Source organism: Halococcus sp. AFM35 (assembly GCF_051195015.1).
Classification (GTDB): Archaea; Halobacteriota; Halobacteria; order Halobacteriales; family Halococcaceae; genus Halococcus.
In genome coordinates, this window is the sequence record NZ_JBNTJU010000005.1 from 123,356 (window position 1) to 143,991 (window position 20,636).

Below are 20,636 nucleotides of genomic sequence, written 5' to 3' on the forward strand. Positions count from 1 at the left end.
CCCGAACGCACTCAGCGCGGCCATCGATTGCGGTCGGTCGCGCGCGGCCTTAGGTGTCCGCCTCGGGCTGCCACGCATAACAGAGGTTGCCGCCGAGTATCGAGCACACCACCCCGAGAACGGCCCCGAACGGCGTCCCGACGAGCGAGACGACCACCGAGACGACACCAACCACGCCGAGCAGCCCCGCGAGTGCGGGTTTGGCGAGCGCGAAGACGCCACAGAGAAAGGTTCCCGTGGCCGCGACGAGCGCAAGCGCCGAGGGAGTGGCCCGAGCGAAGGTGATCCCCGCCGAGAAGATCATCACGAGCGCGACGGTGACTCCCCCAAGCGCCAACAGCAGGCCGCCGAGGAACGGTCTCGACGCCTGCCACTCGCCGAACCGTGCTCGATGGGCCGACAGCTGCGAGCGCCGTTCGGCGCTCATGGTCGTCTCAGTCGGTCGCTCGCCAGCCCGGGTGTCTCGATGAGCGACGAACCGTTTGTGGTCGTCTGCTGGGTGGTCGTGGTCGCCGCTTCGGTGGCCGTCGCCGACGCACTCTCGGCTCCCGTTGCCTCGCTTGCGGCAGCTCCTGCGGTCGGTGTCGGCGATTCGGTTGCGGTCGGTGACGATGTGCTTGGCGTCGCGGTCGTCTCTTCGGCCGTCGTGCTCGTCGCTTCGCTGGACGTCGTTCCCTCGGGTGTCGAAGCCGTCTCGTTCGTCGTATCGCCGGCCGTCGTGTTCGTACTCGTTTCGTTCGTGTCGGCGGTCGCTGTCCCGGCTGTCGAGCCGTTCGCGGTACTGACCGAAACGCTCGCCACGTTCGTCGAGGCGGTGGTTGTGTTGGCCGATTCGTTCGCCCCGACGACCGTGATGGTTCCGGTGGTGGTGCTCTCGCCAGCCGTGATGCGGTGGTCGTATGTACCGGCGTCCAGTCCGGCTGTACCGATGTCCGCGAACGTGACGGTCGTCTCGTTGTCGGGACCGAGCGTGACGTTTTGCCGGGCCAGCGTCTCGCCGGCGCGGCGGTACGTGACGGTCGTCTCGTCGTCGATGTAGCCCGCGTTCGTCACGGTCGCGTTCACGTCGTAGGTCTCGTTTTGCTCGACCTCGGCGGGAGCCGCGAACTCGCTGACGGTGACGTTGTTCGTCGTCACGTTCGGGCTGATGACGCCCTCGTCGGTCAGCAGCGCGAGCGCGTTCGCGGTGAACAGGTCCAGTACCGGTTCGACCGGGTTTTTCGTACACTCGGGCGTCCCGGAGACGCTCGTCGACTTCGTCCCGGACTGCATCGTGAGTTCGAGGTCTTTGATGGTTATCGACGGCGCGCGTAGCGTGTGCGTGTTCGTCACCACGTTACTGGCATCGATGGGCGGACCGGGCAGCGGGCCGAGGTCACCGTTCGAGAACAGGAAGTCCTGCCCGGGACAGGTCGACCACTTCTGCCGCGCCGCCGGAACGACGACCGGGTCGACGCCGATGCCCAGCCGGCCGAAGTATGCCTCCGAGGCCGTCAGCGACAGTCCGTTCGGGGCCGACGCCGACGACCCCTTGATGGTGAGGTGAGATGGTCCGCCCGGACCGCTACGGAAGTTCTTGTACACCGTCATCCCCTCGATGTTCACGTCGCTCTTGAATCCGAAGCGACCCGCCGAGACGCTCTCGCGGTTCGAGGTGTCGGTCGTGACGTTTGCATGGTTGAACCCGCTGCCGGAGAACTCCTCGGCGATGACGATAGTGCCGTCGATGCTCTCCTGTTCGGGAAAGTCGCGGGCCGCCGCCATCATGAGTGGTTGGGCGAACGCGCTGAGGACGACCACCGAAACGAGCAGGAGAGCAATCGATGCGGTTCGTCCACCCGCACCGCCGCCGTCGGCACTCACCGCACGCTGCACGCGCGAGCGCGTGCCGAACAGTCCGTCGTCGGTACTCTCGGTGTCCGTCCCGTCGTCGGTGAACTCGAAGTCGTCCTCGCTCGTCTCACCGCCGGAACCACCCTCACCCCCGTTGTCCTCGTCGCGCCACGCATAGCAGAGGACGCCGCCGATGATGCCGAGGGCGGTGCCAATGAGGAATCCGCCGAGCGCACCGTACAGCGAGAATATCGAGAACAGGACCCCGAATATCCCGAAGATGTCGGCGTTGCCGGGTCGGGTGAGCGCGAAGATGCCACACAGAAAGACCAGCGCGGCGAACAACAGCCCGATTGGCGAGAGCGTCTCGCCGATGAGGATGGTGTCGGGCGCGATGTTGATGGGAATCCACGCGATGACCAGCGACGCCAGCACCAACAGCGCGCCGCCGGCGAACGGCCGGCCGCGACGCCAGCGGTTGAACCGCGCGCGTCGCTCACTGACCGCCCCGTCGTCGCCCGACTCCGAGCGTGTCATTTCGACCATTCTGTGTGTCGTGGTGGAAAAGCGTATCGGCCGTCGTTAGCTCAGCGTGACGTCCTCGCTGTCGGTGTAGTCGCCGTCACCGTTGGCGTCGTACTCGGTGGCGAGCGTGATGCCCGGAATCGAGATCTGGTTCACAGCTTGGTAGTGGGCCCGAATCGTCGCGTTCTGGAGGACGATGCCGGGGTTCGAGGCGTTCGAGAGGTCGATGGTCTTCGGGTCGGTGAAACTGTCTCCGCCCGAGGTACGCTGTTCGGCCGTCGATGGCGCGATCTGCTTGAACGAGTCGCTGTAGTTGGCGTTATCCTCGTCTATCAGCAGTCCGTTGAACGTCGAACTCGACGCAGTGAGCTTGGTCTGTTTGACGAGCAGCGAATCCGCTGTCACGGTATCCGTGGCGGTGATCACGATGCGTGCGTTGCCGCCGATGGCTGGCACGTCCTCGAAGGATTTGGTGAGTTCGAGACCGTCGATCTCGACCGAGGAGAACTCCGCGGTCGCCACCGGGACGCCGCTGCGTTCGCTCGTGTCGCTCACACCGGGATAGAGGTACAGGTCGTTGCCCCGGAGTTCGTCTGCCTGTATGGTGAACCCACCGATGCCGGCCATCGGTGCGGCGAAGGCCATGCCGCTGCTCACGATGAGCATCGCCACGAGCGCGACGACGCCGAACGAGACTGCCGTCCCCTTTGCTAAGACTTTCTTGTCGTACATTGTGTATCGTCCTGTTGTTTCCCGTCGAGTGTGCTCGCCTGCACGGTGTCGACCTCGATGTGCCCCGTCATCGGTGGCTCGCCACGCACGCCGACCCCGACGGGACATCCGCGTGGTGGTTCCTGCGTCGCGTCGGCACCCCGCGCTACGACACCGCCCATGACACCCGTACTAATCACATCCATGCCCGTGACTGTTCCCCCCGCTATACACGGCGGTTTATGTAATGGTCGTCACTACCGGTTCGCTGGCCCGTCGAACGTAGTGAAACGAAACGGAACGAAACAGTCCGAACGGTTAGCGCGCGGCGGCCGCGACGCGCTCTTTTTCCTCTTTCTGGTTGATGGCGTACGTCTGGACGTCGTAGTTCGCCGCGCCCGTGAGCTGGTCGGCGAGCGCCTCGTGGGCGTCCGTGGGTGACTTGAACGAGGCGCTGTGGGTGCCCTCGGCGATGAACATCAGCGCTTGGTCGACCCGGCGTTGCGGAGCCACGTCGACGGCCTGCGGCACCGAAATTCCGCCGTATTTCAGTCGGACCGTTTCCTCGCGCGGGGCGGCGTTCTCGACGGCACTGACGAGCACCTGCACCGGGTTCTCGTCGACGCGCTCGGCCACGAGGTCGAAGGCGTTGCGGACGATGCGCGTGGCCTGCTGTTTCTTGCCCGTGTTCTCCTCGGTCTGCATCAGTCGGTTGATGAGCCGCTCGACGATGGAGACCTCGCTCTTCTGGAACTGCTTGCCGGCGTGACGGCCCATTGTGTGCTCGACCGGCGTGACAGTAATATAGCGCTCGGTGCTCGGGTCGTCGTAGCTGATACCCGTCACGTCCCAGCGCTCGAACAGCTTCGCGCCCGTGGTCTCCTCGCCACCGGCGGGCTGGTCCGGTTCGGGGGCTTCGCTCTCGCTCATCGGACTGGCTTCTCCGCGTTTCCTCGGACGAGCTCGATGAGCGACACACCGTTCACCTTCTCGACCTTGTAGTTCACCGCCGAGAGGTCGCCCATCGCGCGGCCCTTCGCGCCGCCGATACCAGCGATGGTGACCTCGTCGTGCTCGTCGATGAAGGAGATTGCGCCGTCACCGGGACAGAACGCCGTCACCTGCTTGCCGTTCTTGATGAGTTGGACCCGGACGCATTTCCGAATCGCCGAGTTGGGCTGTTTGGCCTCGATGCCCACCTTTTCGAGGACGATGCCCCGACCCTGTGGCGCGCCTTCGAGCGCGTCGGTCTTCTCCTTCAGCCCGCGGGCGCGACGGGCGTACTTCGAGTCGGACCACCGATGGTTCTGGCGGTCCTTTTTGAGCTTCCGCGCAGCGTACTTGCCGTTGGCCATATGCCCTGTTTATCCGATGGGCATACTTATGCCTCCCGTTTCAGGCTGCTCTGAGAATGGACGACTTCCGAATCTCGCTTGTCATCCGTATCAGCAGCGATGGCGCGCGGGAGTGCGTGGAGCGCACGACTCGCGCGAGGGATGAGCGAACGAGCACAGCGAGTGAGCGAATCGGCTGGGGAGGAATGTGGGCAGGCGGGGCGGTTGTGGCCACTCATTGTCGTCAGTTCTCGCAGCGTTGCGGCAGAACACTGAAACATCGGCTTTCCAACAACAAGCCAGAGTGCTCGATTCAGGCCAGTTCGATGTCGTCGATGCCGAGGTGGCGTTCGGCCAGCCGGCGGGCGGTCTCGATGGTCTCGCCGTCCTGCCCGATGGCGATGCCCGTGTCCGCGCGGTCGACTTCGGCGTACGCCACCGTCGAGGAGTTCTCGCTGATGGTCACGTTGTGGACCACCGCGGGTGCGAGTGCGTTGGCGACGAACAGCTCCGGCGTGTCGGCGTTTTCGACCAGCGAGACGCGTTTGCCGAGGCGGCCCTCGACCTGTTCGACGGTCGCGCCGTCGGGACCGATGGCGTCGCTCATCTCACCGGCGGCCACCAAGAAGACGACGCGTTCGTCGTCGACGAGACAGTCGACGGCGTCCACCCCCGTGATGTCTTCGAACAGCGTGATGTGTCGGAGTGCGGTATCCGAAAGCGTGACGCGCATGGTGAAAATGGAGTTTGCGGTCGAAACGGGTCTAGTCCGCGCGGCCCGAACCGTCGGTGGTCGCACCGCCCATCCGCAGGTCGACATCGCCGGTACCGAGCTTGATGGGTTTGCCGACGATGACGTTCTCCGTGACACCATTGAGGTCGTCGACCTCGCCGTGGACCGCCGCGTCGAGCAGGTGATTGACCGTGACCTCGAAGGCCGCACGCGCGAGCACGGAGTCCTTGTTGCCCGAGATGCCGTGGCGACCGATGGATTCGATGGTCCCCTCGGCGGTCATGATGTCCGCCACCAGCATCAGGTGGCGGATGTTCACGTCGCCCAGTCCCTGCTCTTCGAGGGTGTTCATCGTCTCGTCGATGATGATTTCCCGGGCCGCCTCGACGCCCAGATTCCGATAGACCTCGTGGATGTTGTTACAGGTCGTCCGCGAGGCGTCGACGCCCTCGATGTCGAGTGCGTCGCCAAAGGCCGACCCTTCGGTGTAGAGGACGAACTCCTCGCCGTCGTCGAGTTCTTCCTTGCGAATGACGACCCGCGAGACCTCTTCGATACCTTTGAAGACGATTTCGCGGAGTTCCTCGACCAGCTGGAGCAACCGGCGATAGCTCGGTTGTTCGGGACCGAACTCGACGGTGGTCCCGGTTTGGGTGACCTCCACGCCGAGTGAGTCCTCGATGATTTCGGCGACTTCCTCGGCGGATATCATCCGCTCGTCGAGGGTCTGCTCGTTCAGATTGACCTGCACGAGCATGTCCGCGACGTTCGTCGAGACGTCGCCGAGGGCCAGAATCCGGGTGGCCTCGATGTTCCAGACCACCTCGTGGGCCTTCTCGCGCTGCTCGGCGTACTCGTCGTCGAGATAGACGGTCATCATCGGCGTGTCGGGCGTCTTCCGGGCATCGACGAGTTCGATGAGCCGTGGTAGTCCCTGCGTGACGTCGATTTCGGCGACGCCCGCGTAGTGGAACGTGTTCATCGTCATCTGCGTTCCCGGCTCGCCAATCGACTGCGCGGAGACGGTCCCCACGGGGTCGAGCGGGTCCACGCGCGTGTCGAGATAGCGCGATTCGACGGCTTCGGCTATCGACGCCGCCTGTTCGTCGGTGACGTCTCGCTCTTCGATACTCTCGTAGACGTCGTCCTTGAGTCGCTTTGGGAGGTCGGTCCCCTCGACCGCGCTCTCGATCTCACTGCTGATTTCAGTCATCGCCCACCTCCGGGACGTCGATTGGCGAACTCGGCTGGTCACGGTCCATGCGGTCGTCGGCGCTCTCCGAGAGATTCGTCGCCCGGTCGACGAACGCTGCGCCGTCGTCCTCGAACTCCGCGGCGAGCACGCTGTCGGCGATTGCGTCGACGTCGATGTCGTTGTCGTCGCCCGAGGAGACCTTCACCGGACTGGTGTTGTCCTCGCCGAACTCGAACTGGACGATGTTGTCGTTCGTGTCTCGAACCGTGCCATCGTACTGGGTTTCGAGTTCCGTGAGTGCGTTGATGAGCCGGCGCTGGAGGTAGCCCGACTTCGAGGTGCGGACCGCCGTATCGACCAGCCCCTCCCGACCGCCCATCGCGTGGAAGAAGAACTCTCGGGGGGTGAGTCCGCTCCGATAGGAGTCCTCGACGAAGCCGTGGGCCTCCGCCGAGAGGTCGCCGGGTTCGAAGTGAGAGAGCGTACGGCCCTCGTAGCCACGGTTGATGCGCTCGCCGCGTACTGCCTGCTGGCCGACGCAGGCGGCCATCTGCGTGAGGTTCAGCATCGACCCACGCGCGCCCGACTCGGCCATGATGACCGCGGGATTGTCCTCGTCGAAGTGCTCGTCAGCGATGTCGCCCGCCGAGTCACGGGCCTTCCCGAGCGTCTGCATGATCTTCATCTCCAAGGTCTCGTCCACCGTTCTCCCGGGCAGGCTTTCGAGGTCGTCGTTCTCGTAGGTGGTGATGAGTTCCTCGACACGCTCGTAGGCGTTGGCCATGCTCTCGTCGATCTGGGCTTCGGCTGCGTCGGGAATCGACTCGTCGTCGATACCGATGGAAAAGCCGAAGTGCATGATGGCACGCATCGCCAGCGAGGCGATCTCGTTGATGAACACGCGGGCGCGCGTCTCGCTGTACTGCTTGACGATGGTGTCGACCACCTCGCCGCCGAAGGCTCCAACGGCGTCCTCGTCGACCGTGCCCTCGATGAGTTCGCCCTCGTCGATGAGCACGGTGTCGCCGGTCGAACTCGTGAATTCGAGGTCGAGCGCGCCCGGCAGGAGCTCGGAGAAGATGGTTCGGCCGGTCCAGTATGGCTTACCCTGTTCGTCCTCCCCGTCGTGTTCGGGCAGCGTATCGACGCCCGTCGCCCGGAGCAGGTCGAGCGCTTGGGTCTCGTTGAACCGTGGAACGCCACCGGTCGCCGGGTCGTCATGGGTCAGGAGATACGTTCCCGAGACGTGGTCCTGAATCGCGCCGATGATGTTCTCGCCGAAGCGCGGGCTGAGTATCTGCTCCTGGACGCGCATCAGCACCCGCGCCTCCGCACGGGCCTCCTCGTTCTGGAGGGCGTGCATGTTCATCTCGTCGCCGTCGAAGTCGGCGTTGTACGGGGGACACACGGTCGTATTCAGCCGGAAGGTCTTGTACGGCATCACGACCACCTCGTGGGCCATAATCGACATCCGATGGAGCGACGGCTGGCGATTGAAAATAACGATGTCCCCGTCCGTGAGGTGGCGCTGGACCTCCCAGCCGGGTTCGATGCGCTCGGCGAGTTCCTCCTTCGCTTGGTCGAGGATTTTCATCACCTTGCCATCGGGTCGAATCACCCGGTTCGCACCGGGATGGGTCTCGGAGCCATTACGAACGTACTGGCGTGCCTCCTCGACGTTCTGTTCGTTGACGATCATCGTCTGGGTCATCTCGCTTGCGACCCGTTCGGGCACACCCACTTCGTTCAGGGAAAGCGTCGGGTCCGGGCTGATGACCGTTCGCGCCGAGAAGTTCACGCGCTTGCCCGAGAGACTCCCCCGAAAGCGACCCTCCTTGCCCTTCAGGCGCTGGCTGAGGGTCTTCAGAGGGCGGCCGGAGCGGTGGCGGGCCGGCGGCGTCCCCGAAATCTCGTTGTCCATGAACGTCGTGACGTGATACTGGAGCAGCTCCCAGAGGTCCTCGATAATCAACTGGGGCGCACCCGCCTCGCGGTTCTCCATGAAGCGCTGGTTGATGCGGATGATGTCGACCAGTTTGTGCGTGAGGTCGTCCTCGCTCCGCTGGCCGTTGTCGAGGGTGATGGAGGGCCGTGCCGTCACTGGCGGAACAGGGAGGACGGTCAGAATCATCCATTCGGGCCGCGAGCGCTCGGCGTTGATGCCCAACACTTCGACGTCCTCGTCGGGGATGTTCTCGAACCAATCTCGAATGTCGCTCGGCATCAGTTTGTTGAGGTCCTCCTCCGAGAGGTCGACATCGAGCGCGCGCTCGATGGCCTCCCGGCTCTCCTCGCGCGGGCGGAACTCCCCGCCCAGAATCTCGTTGATGCGCGAGAGGTCGATGTCCGTCGCGTCGGCGAGTTCCTGTGGTGAGGTCGCCGGCCGGTCCTCCTCTTCGTCGGGCTGCATCGCTTCGGCGATGAGCTGGGGGTACTCGGCGGCAAGCACGTCCTGAACCTCGTAGTAGGTCGTCGGCTTCTCGTGCTGGACATCGTACTGCTCCTCGCCGCAGTACGGACACCGGTCGGCCTTTCTGGCCTGCCGGATGGCCGCCTTCGTCACGTCGTTGACGTCGTCGTCGAGGTCGCGCGCCCGCTGGAGGCGCTCGGCGAACTCGTCGCGCTCGTGCTCGTCGAGCAGCAGGCGTGAACACTCACGGCAGGTTCCCCGGAGGAGCCGCCGGATGAGTTTCGTGAAGCCCACGTGGATGACGGGCGCGGCGAGTTCGATATGGCCGAAGTGGCCGTTACAGGACCCCGAGTGCTGGCCGCAGGTGTTACATTCGAGTCCGGGGTCGATCACCCCGAGGCGGGGGTCCATCAGCCCCATGTCGATGGGATAGCCGTCGTCGTCGTAGGTATCGGCGGTGATGATCTTCGTCGCGCTCATGTCGCGGTACTCCTCCGGGTTCATCAGCCCGAAGTCGATAGCGCCGATCTCTTTCGGTGTTGCGTTGGTGCTCATGTGTTGGTTGTTAGTCGCGATTAGACCGCATCCAGCAGTTCGAGTCGCGGGGCGATTCCCAGAGCTTTCATCTCGTCGAGCAGGAGCTTGAAGGCATAACTCATCTCTATCTCGTGGATGTCCGTCTCCTCGCCACAGTTCGGACAGTACACCCGGCGTTGCTCGACGTTCTCGACCGCGCTCATGCCACATTCGCCGCAAACGTAGATGAACTCCCTGTCGGACTCGTCGAGCAGGCGCTCTTTGAGCGCCATCGCCGCGCCGTGACCGATGAGGACGTCGCGTTCCATCTCGCCCACTCGCAGGCCACCCTCGCGGGCACGGCCTTCGGTTGGCTGGCGCGTCAGTACCTGCACCGGTCCACGCGAGCGGGCGTGAATCTTGTTCGAGACCATGTGGTAGAGCTTCTGATAGAAGATGGTCCCGACGAAGATCTCGGCGTCGATCTTCTCCCCTGTCACGCCGGAGTACATGATTTCCTTTCCGCTGGAATCGAAGCCGTGCTCTTCGAGCGAGCCACGCAGTTCCTCCTCGTCCTCGCCGGTGAAGGCGGTCCCGTCGACGCGGCGGCCTTCGAGCGAGCCGACCTTGCCGCCGAGCATTTCGAGGACGTGGCCGACGGTCATCCGCGACGGCAGCGCGTGCGGATTGATGACCAGATCGGGCACGACGCCCTCTTCAGTGAAGGGCATGTCCTCCTGTGGCGCGATGTGGCCGACGACGCCCTTCTGGCCGTGCCGGGAGGCGAACTTGTCGCCGAGTTCCGGGATGCGCTCGTCGCGCACGGAGACCTTCGAGAGTTTCGAGCCGTCCTCGCCCTGCATCAGCGTCACCGTGTCCACGACGCCCGATTCGCCGCTGCGCATCGTCACGCTCGTCTCGCGGCGCTTCTGCGGGCTGAGACCGCCCATGTCGTTCGGCTCCTCCAAGAACCGCGGTGGACTGGTCTTCCCGAGCAGCACAGCACTTTCGTCGACTTCGGTCTCGGGGTTCACCAACCCGTCCTCGTCGAGATGGGTGTAGGCCTCCTCGCCACGCGCGCCGCGCACGTCGTCGTCTGGGATTTCGAATCGGTCCTCCTGCCCGCCGGGGTAGCGGCGTTCTTCACCCTCGTAGGTCCGGAAGAAGTGCGAGCGCGCCAGCGCCCGGTCGACCGACCCTTCGTTGAGCACGAGGGCGTCCTCGATGTTGAATCCCTCGTAGGACATGACCGCGACCACGAAGTTCTGGGCCGCCGGCCGGTCATCGTAGCCGATCTGTTCCGTAGTTTGCGTCTTCACCATCGAGAGCTGCGGGTAGTGCAGCAGATGCTGGCGCGTGTCCGGGCGAATCCGGTAGTTCGCGCTCGGCAATCCCAGCGACTGCTTGATCATCCCTGCGCCCATCGTGATGCGCGGACTGGCGTTGTGCTCGGGATAGGGAATCATCCCCGCGCCGATGCCGAAGATGAGCTGTGGGTCGATTTCGAGATGCGTGTGATTCTCCGTGAGGTCCTCCTCGTCGACACCCACCAGAATGTCCTCTTCCTCCTCGGCGTCGATGAACTCGATGTACCCCCGCTCGACCAGCTCTTCGAACTCGGTGTCGCCCTCGGTGAGCGACTCGACCTCCGATTCGGTGATGAGCGGTTCGCCCTCTTCGACGACGATGAGCGGTCGGCGCGCACGCCCGGCATCGGCGTTGATGATGACCTCGTTGGTCCCGTCCTTGACCGAGACGTTCACGGTTCGGCCGACGTCACCGCGCCGGCGTGCCTGCCGGACTTGGGTGGCGAGCTGTTCGGGGTCGGCGTGCGTGCCGACCAGACTACCATTGACATAGACTTTCGCGTCGCGTCCTTGGCTTTGGCTGCTCATATCAATCTGCGCTCGGTGTGACGCCCTCGATGCCGGGGATGCCTTCGACCCCCATCGAGGACAGTTCGCGTTTGAGTTCCCGTTCGTCCTCGACGTCCTGTGATAGCTCCATCGACTGCGCGAAGTTCTTTACGAGTCCGCAGTTCGGTCCCTCCGGCGTCTCGGAGGGACAGATGCGTCCCCACTGAGTAGCATGAAGGTCCCGCGCCTCGAAGTGTGGCTGGCTCCGCGAGAGCGGACTGCGCAACCGACGGAGGTGCGAGAGGACACCCATGTAGTCGGTGCGGTCGACGAGTTGGGACACTCCAGAACGACCGCCGACCCAGTTGCCCGTTGCGATTGGGTGTTCGAGCCGCTCGGTGAGAACGTCCGACCGAACCACGGTGTTCACGGATAGCTGTCGATTGCGCATGTTCGCCCGCTCCAGCTGGTATTTCACGTCACGGGCGAGCTTGTTCAGCGCCGTGCGGAACAGGTCGGTCATCAGGTCGCCCGAGACCTTCAGCCGCTTGTTCGCGTAGTGGTCCTTGTCGTCGGCCTCGCGTCTGTCGAGGGCGAGTTCGAAGCAGGCTTCGGCCATCCGACAGAGGTAGAACGCCTTGTTGATGCGTGTTTCCTCGTCCTCGACGCCCTCCTCGTGGAGATGGGGCAGCAGATACCGGTCGATGACGTAGTTCGCCCGCTTCAGCTGATAGTTCTTGCCCTGCCCGGAGGCGACGCGCTCGCCGAGGGTCTCGATGGCCTCCTCCTCGGTCTGCACGTCGGCGGTTTCGAGGTTTTCGAGCATGAACTTCACGACCTCCGGGTCGTCCGAGACTCGATGAACGATCTCCTCGTCGGATTCGAGACCGAGCGCCCGCACGAGGGTCACGAAGTCGATGCTCCCCGAGACGCTCGGGAACGAGACTTCGAGAATCCCTTCGCGGTTTCGCTCACAGAGCACCAGCGCGCGGTAGCCACGGCGCTGGCTGAACGTCTTGGCGACCTGAATCTCGTCGCCGTACTTCGAGTCGTACTCGGCAAGGATCTTGTTCGGCGCGAGGTCCTCGCTGGTCATCAGCACGCGCTCGGAGCCGTTCACGATGAAGTACCCACCGGGGTCGGCGGGGTCCTCGCCGAGGTCGATGAGTTCCTCCTCGCCGGCATCGGCGATGTTGCACTTGTCCGAGCCGACCATGATGGGCATGCGCCCGATCTGGGTTTCCGTGGTGTCGACGACGCGTTCCTCTTCCTCCTCGCCGCCGACGACGACCGCCATCTCCATGAAGACCGGCGCGGCGTAAGTGATGTTTCTGAGTCTCGCTTCCTGTGGGTTGAGTCGTTCCTCGCTGCCGTCGGCCTCGCGGACGCGCGGCGTCACGACGCGGACGTCGCCGAGTTCGACGAAGACGGGTTCCTCGCCCTCCTTGTCGCCGATGTCCGTGTCGATTGTCTCCTTCTCGTCGACGACCTGCTGCATGCCGCCGTTGAGGAAGGCGTTGAACGAACTGAAATGGTGTTCTGCGAGCCGTTCCCGGGAGAAATACTCCCTCGATATCGAGCGCCTGGTTTCCCTGTTCATTATTCGATGACGAGCCGGTAGACCACCGCGCGGTCGGTCGTTCGTGAGTCCCGTTCGATGCGCACGACGTCGCCGGTCGCCGCCTCGTCGGGCAGCGCCGGGTCCGTGCGCTTTATCTTCGGGAGGTCGGTGCGACTGATGTCGTACTCCGCGAGCAGCGCGTCGATTTCGTCGTCGTCCTCGACGAGGCTGTGCTCGGGAACGAGCGTGTGCTGGCTGACCTCTACCATGTGTACCTATTCGGGGGAGAAGTTGCTATCACGAGAGACTACAGTTCCTATACGATAGGGGAACTTAAGCGTTGCTACCGACGAGCGCGAACGGCCGCCGGCCGCACGGCCGTCGCGGAACCGCGCTTGCCCGCCCCGATGCGGCCGTGGAATATAGCGTTTTGGACCGCCGCGGTCGGCATCGTTTGAAAACCCTTAAGTCGGTCTCCGGAGTACGAATGAGTGCTGCCCGGGTGGTGTAGTGGCCCATCATATCACCCTGTCACGGTGATGACGCGGGTTCAAATCCCGCCTCGGGCGCTTTCTACTGACGACGGGTTATAAGTGAATTTTACAGCAAACGAAGCGCAGTGAGTGCTGAAGCCGGATTTCAGTCGAGGTTACGCTGTAGCCAGAGTTCGAGCGTCGTGATCGCCGCCAGCGACGTCACCATGTGGTTGGCCTCGCCCGTGAGGTGCTCGCGGCGGAGCCGTCGAACCTCCTCACCATTGAAAAAGGAGCGTTCGCATGCGCCTTCGAGCAACTCGTCGATGAACTCGCGCACGCCTGAGTGGTTGCGATACCACTCGTCGGGGACGCTGCGCCCGCCGTAGCTGGTGCCGCCGGCGAGGCGGGTGAACGCGGTCGTGCCGAGAAAGCCGGCGACGTGGACCGGATAGGGGTATTTCGGCGCGACGCCGGTGCGCTCGTAGCGGATGTCCGCGAGGTCGGCGTCGAGGGTTGCCGTCAGCGCGAGCTTCGCCGGCGTCATGCCGTAGGGAATCTTCCCGCCGGTGAAGGGAATCGTTCGGATGCGGTATTTCAGCGGGAGCCGCGCCGTGTATTCGAGGAAGTCCCGATGGGCGAACGGGACGCGCGTGCCGGCCTGACTGCGCGGTATCGCGTTGCTCGCGAGCGTCACGCGGGAGTAGTAGTTGTCGAAATGCGCCTCCAGGATGGTTCCTTTCTTTGTCGCTCGCTCGCTCTCTTCGGCCGTGTCGACGAGCGACTGGAGGGGGTCGACGTCGGCATCGAGGAGTGCAGCAGCGCTCTCGTTGTCGACCATCGCCTCGCTCCAATAGAGTGATTCGATGGGCGAGTCCGTCCCCGTGAGATGATGGCGGCGCAGGTGGTGACCCATCAGTTCGCCCTGTCCGGCCCCTTCGAGGAGCACCCCTGCATGCGATTCCGGGAGCGTATAGACCGAGAGGAGGTTGAGAAACGCCGACCAGCGGAGCATCCCGTCGGTGAGGTCGACAGCCTCGCCGAGACGGTCGAGGAGCAACTCGGGCGTCAGCTCGACCAAGTCGATGTCGAGGTCGAGATGTGCGGCGACCTCGCCGGCGAGTTCGGGGTTGCCGCCGCCGGTCGGGTTCGCGTCGTAGGTGTAGGTCTCCAAGCTACCGAACTCGTGGCCGGCGTGGCGGGCGAGTTCGGCGGCCATCGTCCGGCTGTCCAGTCCACCGGAGAGCCACAGCCCCACCTCGTCGTCCATCGTCGTCGCCATATCGCCGATGACCGTGCGATAGCGCTCGACGAGACCCGGCAGGTAGCCATCATCGGGGAGCGCATCGAACGACGGCGACCAGTAGCGCTCGGTCGAGAGCGTGCCATCGTATTCGAGGACGGTCGCCGGCGGCAACTTCTGCATTCCCTCGACGAGCGTCTTCTCGCCCCAGACGGTGCCCATGAGCAGCATGTCTGCGACCGCCTGCTCGTCCACTTCCGGGTCGTCGATACCCGCGAGCAGGGGCGTGAGGCTCGACGCGAACCGGACACCATCGTCGGCGTGATAGTAACACGGGCGCGTGCCGAGGCGGTCGGTACCGAGAATCACTCGTCCTGTGCCATCGACGGCTGCGACCACGAACGGACCGTCGAGCCGGGCGCACAGGCGAGTGGGGTCCGCGAACAGCGCCTCGAACAGTTCGTCTTCGTCCATCCCCAGCTCGTCGCGGTTCGAAATCGCCCCGTGGACCACGGCGGCGCGCTCGCCGTCGGTCCACGTCAGCCGCCCGGCCGTATCGCGCTCGCCGTGGTGGACGAGCGCGAGCGAACAGCCGTCGAACGCGAAGCGCTCGCGGCCATACCACGGCTCCTCGTGGAGTTCCCCTTCCAACTCGCCCAACACCGCGTCGGCAACCGTTCCGCCGACTATACCAGTCATGTTACATACTGGGTATGAGCCGTGAGGGATAACGGTACCGATAGCCGATGAGACGTGCGAAACGTGCAGTTAGAACGGCTATTCAAAAAATATCAAAGATATTGGTTGTTTGTGCGAGAGCGTTACTCGTCGAGCGTGTCGGGGTTGGTGGTGATCGAGACCGAGTCCTCGATTGACGCTTGGACGAGCTTGCCGGTGTAGCTGTAGGTGTCGCGGAAGGTTCCGACGCCGCCCGAGACCGAACTGCCGTCGTCGGAGATCGGGTCGGACGAATCGTTGGTGTGTTTGAGTTTCCCGGTGACTTCGAGCGAGTAGCTCGTGCCGCTCTCGTTGTCGCCCATCACCTTGATGGTGCCGGCGTCGCCGTCGAGTTTGATCGTCGCGCGGTCGTCGACTTCGAGCGAGACGATCTCGCCCTCGTACTCGTAGGCGTCGCGCCACTCGTTGACGCCGCCGTCGGCGCTGTTGCCCGAAACCTCGTCGTTGTCGTCCTTGGTCGCACCGCCGGTGCCCGTCTTGTCGATGTCGCCGCTCGTCTGGACCTCGTAGGGGATGCGTCCGCCCTCCGTGCTGGTGTCCGTGACGACGAAGTTCGCACTGCCGGACGGCTCGGGGACGTCGGACTCGTCGATGTTGCCGCTCAGCCCGTCGTCGGAGCCCGCGCCGTCGGCGTTGCTCGACGAATCGTCGCTGGACGAATCATCACTGGTATCCGAGGCGGACTCGCTCGAACCCGAGTCCTCGCTGGAGGAGTCGGAACTGGAGTCGTCGGAGCTGGAGTCCTCACTCGAACCCGACGAGGACTCGCTCGAACTGGAACTGTCCGAACTCGACGAGGAGCCGTCGTAGCCCGACGACGAGAGGTTCGGCGCGGGACAGGTGCCGCTCTTTTCGATGTTGCTGACGTTCACGTCGCCGTTGCGGATGCGCAGCGCCTGTGCGCCGGCGTTGATGGTGCAGTCTTTGACCGTGCTGCCGTCGCAGTTGTCGAGTGCGAGACCCGTCCGACCGCTGCCGGTCTGCTGGATGCAGCAGTTCTCGACGGTGGTGTCGTAGCGGTCCTCGATGAGGACGCCGACCCAATCGGTCGCGTCGCCGGTGACGCTCACGTTGCTGAACGTGCCGCCACCGTTTTCGGGGTTGTCCGCACCCTTTGCACGAATCGAGTAGCCCTGCGTGTTGTACTCGACGCGCGTGTTCTCGATAGTGAAGTTCTCGTAGTTCGAGAAGATCTGAATCCCGCCGTCGGCGTTGACTTCCGGGCCGACGCGGACGTCACAGTTTCGAATCTCCGCACCCGAACCGCCGCGGTCACTTTCGAGGCGGATGCCCGAACCGTTGAGCATCTCGTCGGGGTTCGGCGAGCGACTCTCCGAGAGGTCGGTTTCTGCGGTCGCACCATCGACGTAGCTGCCCGAACTGCCGATACGGACCTGGGAAACGTCGTTGTTCTTGTAGACGCCACCCTCGACCTTGACGACGCCGGGGGTGCGGCTGGCGTAGACGCCGTTGCCCGAGAAGCCCTCGACGTTGCAGTTGCGCATCGTGATGGTGCCCTTGTTCGTCTCGCCGATCCAGACGCCGGTGCGCGAGTACGCGCCCATGCGGCCCTCGTTGTGGAGGGTGATGTTCTCGACCATCCCCTCGCCGCCCGACGAACGGACCATCGGGTTGAAGGCGTTCGGCGCGTCGCCGCTGGTCGCCGGCCCGATACCGCGGCCGAGCATTTCGAGACCGTGGACTTCGAGACCGTCGTCCGGTGCGACCTGAACGGTTGGGGTGGCGCTGCCGTGGTCGACGGTGACGTTCTCGACGAGCACGTTGGTGCCGTAGTTGATGTTGATGACCTTGTCCGTCGAGTCGTCGGGAACGTTGAACGTGACGTCGCCCTCGCCGACGATACCGAAGTTGCTGTAGCCGTTCAGGGCGTTTTCCTCGGCGAGTTTGTAGGTGCCCGACGGGAACTTCAGGAGGGTGTCGCTGCCGGCGGCCGACTGCAGTGCGTCGTCACACGCCTCGTTGCCGTTCGGGTCAGCGCCAGCGTCGTCGACCATGTCCACGACCGTATCGAAACTGATGCCGTGGCGTTCGGTCGCCGCCGCCCCCTCCCCAGCGAGCAGCGGGACCGACACGGCGGCCGCACCGGCGGCCTTGAGATACGACCGGCGGCTCGGTTTGAAACGCTTCTCTGTGCTACCGCTATTGGTGTCCGCTCCGTCGCGTGGCATCGTCTGCTCATTAGGCATTCGTAAAATACCGCTTCTGGCTAGTTAGTTACGCTTACGTATTTTTTAACCAGTATAGACGGCGTTTCGTCTCGAATCGACATAAATGCGATTTCGAAATAGCTGTAAAAATGCTCTGGACGGGGCCGAGACCGGCCAGCGTGCGCGAGTGGTAGTCGGTGGCATGACACGGTAACGACCGTCACAGCCATCGTACGAGAGGGTTACTGGCGGTCCCAGTCGATCCAGTCGTGCTCCCAGCCGTTGCGCCGCTTCGTGCCCGCCCGTGCGCGCTCGCGGTCCTCCCGAACAGTTCTATTGCGCTCGACAGCGTCGGACTGCTCGCCCTCAACGAGCAGCGGCGCGAACCGCACCGGGCCGAACCGCTCGCGCTCGTCATCGCCACCGATGGCGACGAGCGACTGGTCGTGGCTGCCGACGGGCGCGACGAGTCGTCCTGTGGGTGAAAGTTGGTCGACGAGCGCACGCGGCGGGCGTACCGTCGCGGCTTCGAGGAGGATACGGTCGAACGGCGCGTACTCGGGGAATCCATGGGTTCCGTCGCGCCTGTCGACGAGCACGCCACCGTAGCCGGCCTGCGCGAGGTTCCGACGCGCATCGACGACGAGCCGGCGAGCGATGTCGACGGCGTGAACGTTTTCTTGGCCGGTGATTTCGGCGGCCACCGCGGCCGTGTAACCGACGCCGGCACCGACGACGAGCACGCTGTCGCCGGGCGTGACCGCGAGCGCTTCGAACAGGCGCGCCACAGTGCTGGGCGCGAGCACGCGCGTGTTCGCGTGTTCGGTCGTCCGGTCGGCGTAGGCCGCGCTCTCCTCGGGGAGGAACTCGTGGCGCGGCACGTTCCGCATCGCCACGCTGAGCGTCTCGCTTTCGACGACCCCCTTGCTCTCGTGTTCGAGACCGTCGACCATGTCCTCGCGCACCGCCGCAGGCTCCATGGCCGAAGTTCGCTTCGCGCTGCCTTGAATCGCGTGCCTTCGGGTGCGTGCTATCGGGCGTAGCGAGAACAGCTTTTATTCGCCCTGCATCGGGACGAACCGCACGCCGCCGTGGGTCTCCCTGTCGAGTCCGCCGTCGGCCCGCCGCCGGGCACGGACGAGCGTCTGCTGCTGCCGTCCAACGGGCGCGACGATGTTCCCGCCGGGACGGACCTGTTCGATAACGGTCTCCGGGATGTCGGGCGCTGCACAGGTGAGATACGCGCCGTCGTAAGGTGCGTGCTCGGGCCAGCCGTCGTGACCGTCGCCGACGCGGATGGCGATGTCGTAATCGAGTTTCGAGAGGCGCTCGCGGGCGCTCTCGGCGAGCGCTTCGTGGTACTCGACGCTCCTGACAGTGCCCGCAATCGCGGCCGTGACGGCGGCGTGATAGCCACAGCCGGTACCGATTTCGAGAATCGAGTCATCGGGATTGGGTGCGAGCAGGTCGGTCATGATGGCCACCATGTGCGGGGCGCTAATCGTCTGGTCCTCGCCGATGGGGAGCGGCCGGTCGTCGTAGGCGTTCGTCTGCTGGCTTGCGGGCACGAACTCGTGGCGTGGGACGGCGAGCAGCGCCTCCCGGGTGGCTTCGCGCTCGATGCGGCCCTGCTCGTCGAGGTGGGCAACGAGCCGCTCGCGCGCTCGCTCGTGGTCCATCACCAGACCGACCACGCCCCACTCGACTCGTCGTCGGCGTACACCCGGTTGACGTCCTTGGCGAAGGCCATGTCGCCGTCGTGGTCGAGATGCTCGAAGCCGTAGCCCTCGGCGTCCGCCCGGAGGTGGATGCCCTTCACCGTAAAGCTCTCGTCGGCGAGGCTCTCCTCCTCGCCGACGGTGAACTCGTAGTCGCCGGGCACGCGGAGTTCGATGCTGCGCGTTTCGTCACCGCCGCCGGAGGGGTTGAGCGTCACGTCGACGGCGACGTTGCCAACGACGCGCGTCCAGAGGGTTTCGACCTCGGCGACGCCCGCCTCGTCGGTGCGCCCGCCCTCGACTTCGAGGCTCGTGATTCGCACAGTCAGAAGTGCCTCTGGCGTGTCGAGGACGAACTCCTCACCGACGGCCAGTCGCTCCTCGCTTGGGATTTCAGTGGTCGTCGCAAACGACTCCCCCTCTTGGGAGACGATGACGTCGCGCTGTTCGGTGTCGGGTGTTTCGAGGCGCGTCTTGTGGACGTGGCCACAGTCGCCACAGCGGACGGTCGCCTGTCCGCCGGATTTCAGCAGCTCGTGGACCACGGGTGCGTCGGGCGAACACGCCGGACAGGTGGTGCCGACGCGCTCGGTGGCTTCGCTCATGGACGGCTTACCGGTCGCACGGATAAAAGCCCGTGGCGTTCGCTACGCCGCGCTCGGTGTCGGCAGGTCGATTGCCTCGCCGTTGGCATACACAGTTGGGTCGCGCAAAATCCCGTCGAGATGCAGCGGCGCTTGGACGTCGCCACCGATGCCGTGGTCGTCGCCGATGGCGATGTGGACAGTACCGGCGGCCTTCTCGTCCAACAGTACCGACCCCACCAATTCGGTGACGGCGATGTTCGTCCCGATGCCGAGTTCGGCGAGGTTGTAGGCATCGTCGCCGACCTCCTCGGCACCGCGCTCGACCTGCTCGCGGACCTCTCGGTCCGAGATGTCGGTCACGAACCCGTCCTCGACGGTGAACTCGATTTCCTTATCGAGCAGCCCGTGGGGCATCATCGTGCCGTCGACGACGTAGGTTCCGTTCGCCGTCTCGGGACTGACGAACACCTCGCCCGCCGGGAGGTTCGACATCGCGCCCGGCTCGTGGACGATGCCCGTGTCGGCGAGCCACTCGCGCTCGCCCGGCTCGAACGTGATGTCCGTTCCCGCGGGCGAGGTCACGCGCACCTCCTCGGCGTCGGCGACCGCATCCAGCACCGTCTCGCAGCTACGCTCGATGGTGCGGTAGTCGGCATCGAGTCCGGTACGGAACACGTCCTCGGTGATGCCCGGCAGGGTTGCGACGCGCGCGCCGGCCTCGTTCGCTCCCGAGCGGGCGCGCGTGTGACTCAAGCTCTTCGTCGTCGGGCAGAACACGACATCCGCCCCCCGCATGGCCGCGGCGACGGGCGCGGGCGGCTCGGTGCCGTGCTGGTCGCCCGGCGGGTAGCGCAGCAACACGACGTCGTCGCTCACCGCGCATGCGGCATCGTACAGCGCCTGCCCGATGGGGCGGCGCTCGTCGTCGGTGACGACGGCACAGGATTCGTCGACCCCGAGCGCGAGGCATTGGTCGACCGCCGTCTCGGCGGCGCTGTCGAGCGTCCCATCGGTCGATTGGCTCATACGCCATCG

General features: G+C 64.7%; 17 protein-coding genes and 1 tRNA gene. 1 reads left to right on the plus strand and 17 read right to left on the minus strand.

Features of this window, described 5'->3' with window-relative positions:
• Positions 1–49: 49 nt before the first annotated feature.
• The 11 genes from ACQUQO_RS05840 to ACQUQO_RS05890 form a co-directional block, all read right to left on the minus strand.
• Complete coding sequence (locus tag ACQUQO_RS05840) at positions 50–427, minus strand: DUF6114 domain-containing protein (protein WP_435077026.1); 378 nt, start codon at positions 425–427, stop codon at positions 50–52.
• Positions 424–2,370, minus strand: coding sequence for a DUF6114 domain-containing protein (locus ACQUQO_RS05845; RefSeq protein WP_435077027.1), 1,947 nt, complete (start codon positions 2,368–2,370; stop codon positions 424–426). Before ACQUQO_RS05845 ends, ACQUQO_RS05840 begins: the two co-directional genes overlap by 4 nt.
• Before the next feature lie 45 nt (positions 2,371–2,415).
• Positions 2,416–3,090 (minus strand): DUF6230 family protein, encoded by a 675-nt coding sequence (locus tag ACQUQO_RS05850; RefSeq protein ID WP_435077028.1) that lies wholly within the window; start codon positions 3,088–3,090, stop codon positions 2,416–2,418.
• 297 nt (positions 3,091–3,387) lie between these two features.
• Positions 3,388–3,999: a 30S ribosomal protein S7 gene (locus ACQUQO_RS05855; protein WP_435077029.1), complete on the minus strand. Its 612-nt coding sequence runs from the start codon at positions 3,997–3,999 to the stop codon at positions 3,388–3,390.
• Positions 3,996–4,424: a 30S ribosomal protein S12 gene (locus ACQUQO_RS05860; protein ID WP_049998269.1), complete on the minus strand. Its 429-nt coding sequence runs from the start codon at positions 4,422–4,424 to the stop codon at positions 3,996–3,998. The genes ACQUQO_RS05855 and ACQUQO_RS05860 overlap by 4 nt, the downstream gene beginning before the upstream one ends.
• Before the next feature lie 292 nt (positions 4,425–4,716).
• The gene (locus tag ACQUQO_RS05865) at positions 4,717–5,136 is read right to left on the minus strand and encodes a NusA-like transcription termination signal-binding factor (protein WP_435077030.1); all 420 of its coding nucleotides are present in this window, start codon (positions 5,134–5,136) and stop codon (positions 4,717–4,719) included.
• Positions 5,137–5,167: 31 nt separating this feature from the next.
• Positions 5,168–6,349, minus strand: a complete 1,182-nt coding sequence (gene rpoA2 / locus ACQUQO_RS05870) for a DNA-directed RNA polymerase subunit A'' (protein WP_435077031.1) — start codon at positions 6,347–6,349, stop codon at positions 5,168–5,170.
• Positions 6,342–9,296 carry a DNA-directed RNA polymerase subunit A' gene (locus tag ACQUQO_RS05875; RefSeq protein ID WP_435077032.1) on the minus strand — a complete coding sequence of 985 codons (2,955 nt, stop codon included), beginning with the start codon at positions 9,294–9,296 and terminating at the stop codon, positions 6,342–6,344. Before ACQUQO_RS05875 ends, rpoA2 begins: the two co-directional genes overlap by 8 nt.
• A gap of 20 nt (positions 9,297–9,316) precedes the next feature.
• A complete protein-coding gene (gene rpoB, locus ACQUQO_RS05880; RefSeq protein WP_435077033.1) occupies positions 9,317–11,152 on the minus strand; it encodes a DNA-directed RNA polymerase subunit B in 1,836 nt (611 codons plus the stop codon).
• A 1-nt stretch (position 11,153) separates the two neighbouring features.
• The gene (locus tag ACQUQO_RS05885) at positions 11,154–12,713 is read right to left on the minus strand and encodes a DNA-directed RNA polymerase subunit B'' (protein ID WP_435077034.1); all 1,560 of its coding nucleotides are present in this window, start codon (positions 12,711–12,713) and stop codon (positions 11,154–11,156) included.
• Positions 12,713–12,943 (minus strand): DNA-directed RNA polymerase subunit H, encoded by a 231-nt coding sequence (locus tag ACQUQO_RS05890; RefSeq protein ID WP_435077035.1) that lies wholly within the window; start codon positions 12,941–12,943, stop codon positions 12,713–12,715. Before ACQUQO_RS05890 ends, ACQUQO_RS05885 begins: the two co-directional genes overlap by 1 nt.
• Before the next feature lie 227 nt (positions 12,944–13,170).
• On the opposite strand from ACQUQO_RS05890, the gene ACQUQO_RS05895 reads away from it, so the two are divergent.
• Positions 13,171–13,243: transfer RNA gene (locus ACQUQO_RS05895), tRNA-Asp, on the plus strand.
• Between the two features lie 70 nt (positions 13,244–13,313).
• Here ACQUQO_RS05895 and ACQUQO_RS05900 read toward each other — a convergent pair.
• The 6 genes from ACQUQO_RS05900 to ACQUQO_RS05925 all read right to left on the minus strand — a co-directional run bounded on the left by ACQUQO_RS05900 (position 13,314) and on the right by ACQUQO_RS05925 (position 20,627).
• A complete protein-coding gene (locus ACQUQO_RS05900) occupies positions 13,314–15,089 on the minus strand; it encodes an asparagine synthase-related protein (protein WP_435077036.1) in 1,776 nt (591 codons plus the stop codon).
• A gap of 122 nt (positions 15,090–15,211) precedes the next feature.
• Positions 15,212–17,317, minus strand: coding sequence for a right-handed parallel beta-helix repeat-containing protein (locus tag ACQUQO_RS05905; RefSeq protein WP_435077037.1), 2,106 nt, complete (start codon positions 17,315–17,317; stop codon positions 15,212–15,214).
• Between the two features lie 221 nt (positions 17,318–17,538).
• Positions 17,539–18,276 carry a protein-L-isoaspartate O-methyltransferase family protein gene (locus tag ACQUQO_RS05910; protein ID WP_435077038.1) on the minus strand — a complete coding sequence of 246 codons (738 nt, stop codon included), beginning with the start codon at positions 18,274–18,276 and terminating at the stop codon, positions 17,539–17,541.
• 75 nt (positions 18,277–18,351) lie between these two features.
• Positions 18,352–18,975 (minus strand): protein-L-isoaspartate(D-aspartate) O-methyltransferase, encoded by a 624-nt coding sequence (locus tag ACQUQO_RS05915; RefSeq protein WP_435077039.1) that lies wholly within the window; start codon positions 18,973–18,975, stop codon positions 18,352–18,354.
• On the minus strand, positions 18,975–19,619 hold the full coding sequence (locus ACQUQO_RS05920) for an HVO_0476 family zinc finger protein (RefSeq protein ID WP_435077040.1): 645 nt from the start codon (positions 19,617–19,619) through the stop codon (positions 18,975–18,977). Before ACQUQO_RS05920 ends, ACQUQO_RS05915 begins: the two co-directional genes overlap by 1 nt.
• Positions 19,620–19,661: 42 nt before the next feature.
• On the minus strand, positions 19,662–20,627 hold the full coding sequence (locus ACQUQO_RS05925; RefSeq protein WP_435077041.1) for an aminopeptidase: 966 nt from the start codon (positions 20,625–20,627) through the stop codon (positions 19,662–19,664).
• Positions 20,628–20,636 lie beyond the last annotated feature (9 nt).

Bases quoted from the DNA above. Each gene is read 5' to 3' on its own strand.
- ACQUQO_RS05840 (WP_435077026.1), bottom strand. From the start codon at position 427: ATGAGCGCCGAACGGCGCTCGCAGCTGTCGGCCCATCGAGCACGGTTC.
- ACQUQO_RS05845 (WP_435077027.1), bottom strand. From the start codon at position 2,370: ATGACACGCTCGGAGTCGGGCGACGACGGGGCGGTCAGTGAGCGACGC.
- ACQUQO_RS05850 (WP_435077028.1), bottom strand. From the start codon at position 3,090: ATGTACGACAAGAAAGTCTTAGCAAAGGGGACGGCAGTCTCGTTCGGC.
- ACQUQO_RS05855 (WP_435077029.1), bottom strand. From the start codon at position 3,999: ATGAGCGAGAGCGAAGCCCCCGAACCGGACCAGCCCGCCGGTGGCGAG.
- ACQUQO_RS05860 (WP_049998269.1), bottom strand. From the start codon at position 4,424: ATGGCCAACGGCAAGTACGCTGCGCGGAAGCTCAAAAAGGACCGCCAG.
- ACQUQO_RS05865 (WP_435077030.1), bottom strand. From the start codon at position 5,136: ATGCGCGTCACGCTTTCGGATACCGCACTCCGACACATCACGCTGTTC.
- rpoA2 (WP_435077031.1), bottom strand. From the start codon at position 6,349: ATGACTGAAATCAGCAGTGAGATCGAGAGCGCGGTCGAGGGGACCGAC.
- ACQUQO_RS05875 (WP_435077032.1), bottom strand. From the start codon at position 9,296: ATGAGCACCAACGCAACACCGAAAGAGATCGGCGCTATCGACTTCGGG.
- rpoB (WP_435077033.1), bottom strand. From the start codon at position 11,152: ATGAGCAGCCAAAGCCAAGGACGCGACGCGAAAGTCTATGTCAATGGT.
- ACQUQO_RS05885 (WP_435077034.1), bottom strand. From the start codon at position 12,713: ATGAACAGGGAAACCAGGCGCTCGATATCGAGGGAGTATTTCTCCCGG.
- ACQUQO_RS05890 (WP_435077035.1), bottom strand. From the start codon at position 12,943: ATGGTAGAGGTCAGCCAGCACACGCTCGTTCCCGAGCACAGCCTCGTC.
- ACQUQO_RS05900 (WP_435077036.1), bottom strand. From the start codon at position 15,089: ATGACTGGTATAGTCGGCGGAACGGTTGCCGACGCGGTGTTGGGCGAG.
- ACQUQO_RS05905 (WP_435077037.1), bottom strand. From the start codon at position 17,317: ATGCCACGCGACGGAGCGGACACCAATAGCGGTAGCACAGAGAAGCGT.
- ACQUQO_RS05910 (WP_435077038.1), bottom strand. From the start codon at position 18,276: ATGGAGCCTGCGGCGGTGCGCGAGGACATGGTCGACGGTCTCGAACAC.
- ACQUQO_RS05915 (WP_435077039.1), bottom strand. From the start codon at position 18,975: ATGGACCACGAGCGAGCGCGCGAGCGGCTCGTTGCCCACCTCGACGAG.
- ACQUQO_RS05920 (WP_435077040.1), bottom strand. From the start codon at position 19,619: ATGAGCGAAGCCACCGAGCGCGTCGGCACCACCTGTCCGGCGTGTTCG.
- ACQUQO_RS05925 (WP_435077041.1), bottom strand. From the start codon at position 20,627: ATGAGCCAATCGACCGATGGGACGCTCGACAGCGCCGCCGAGACGGCG.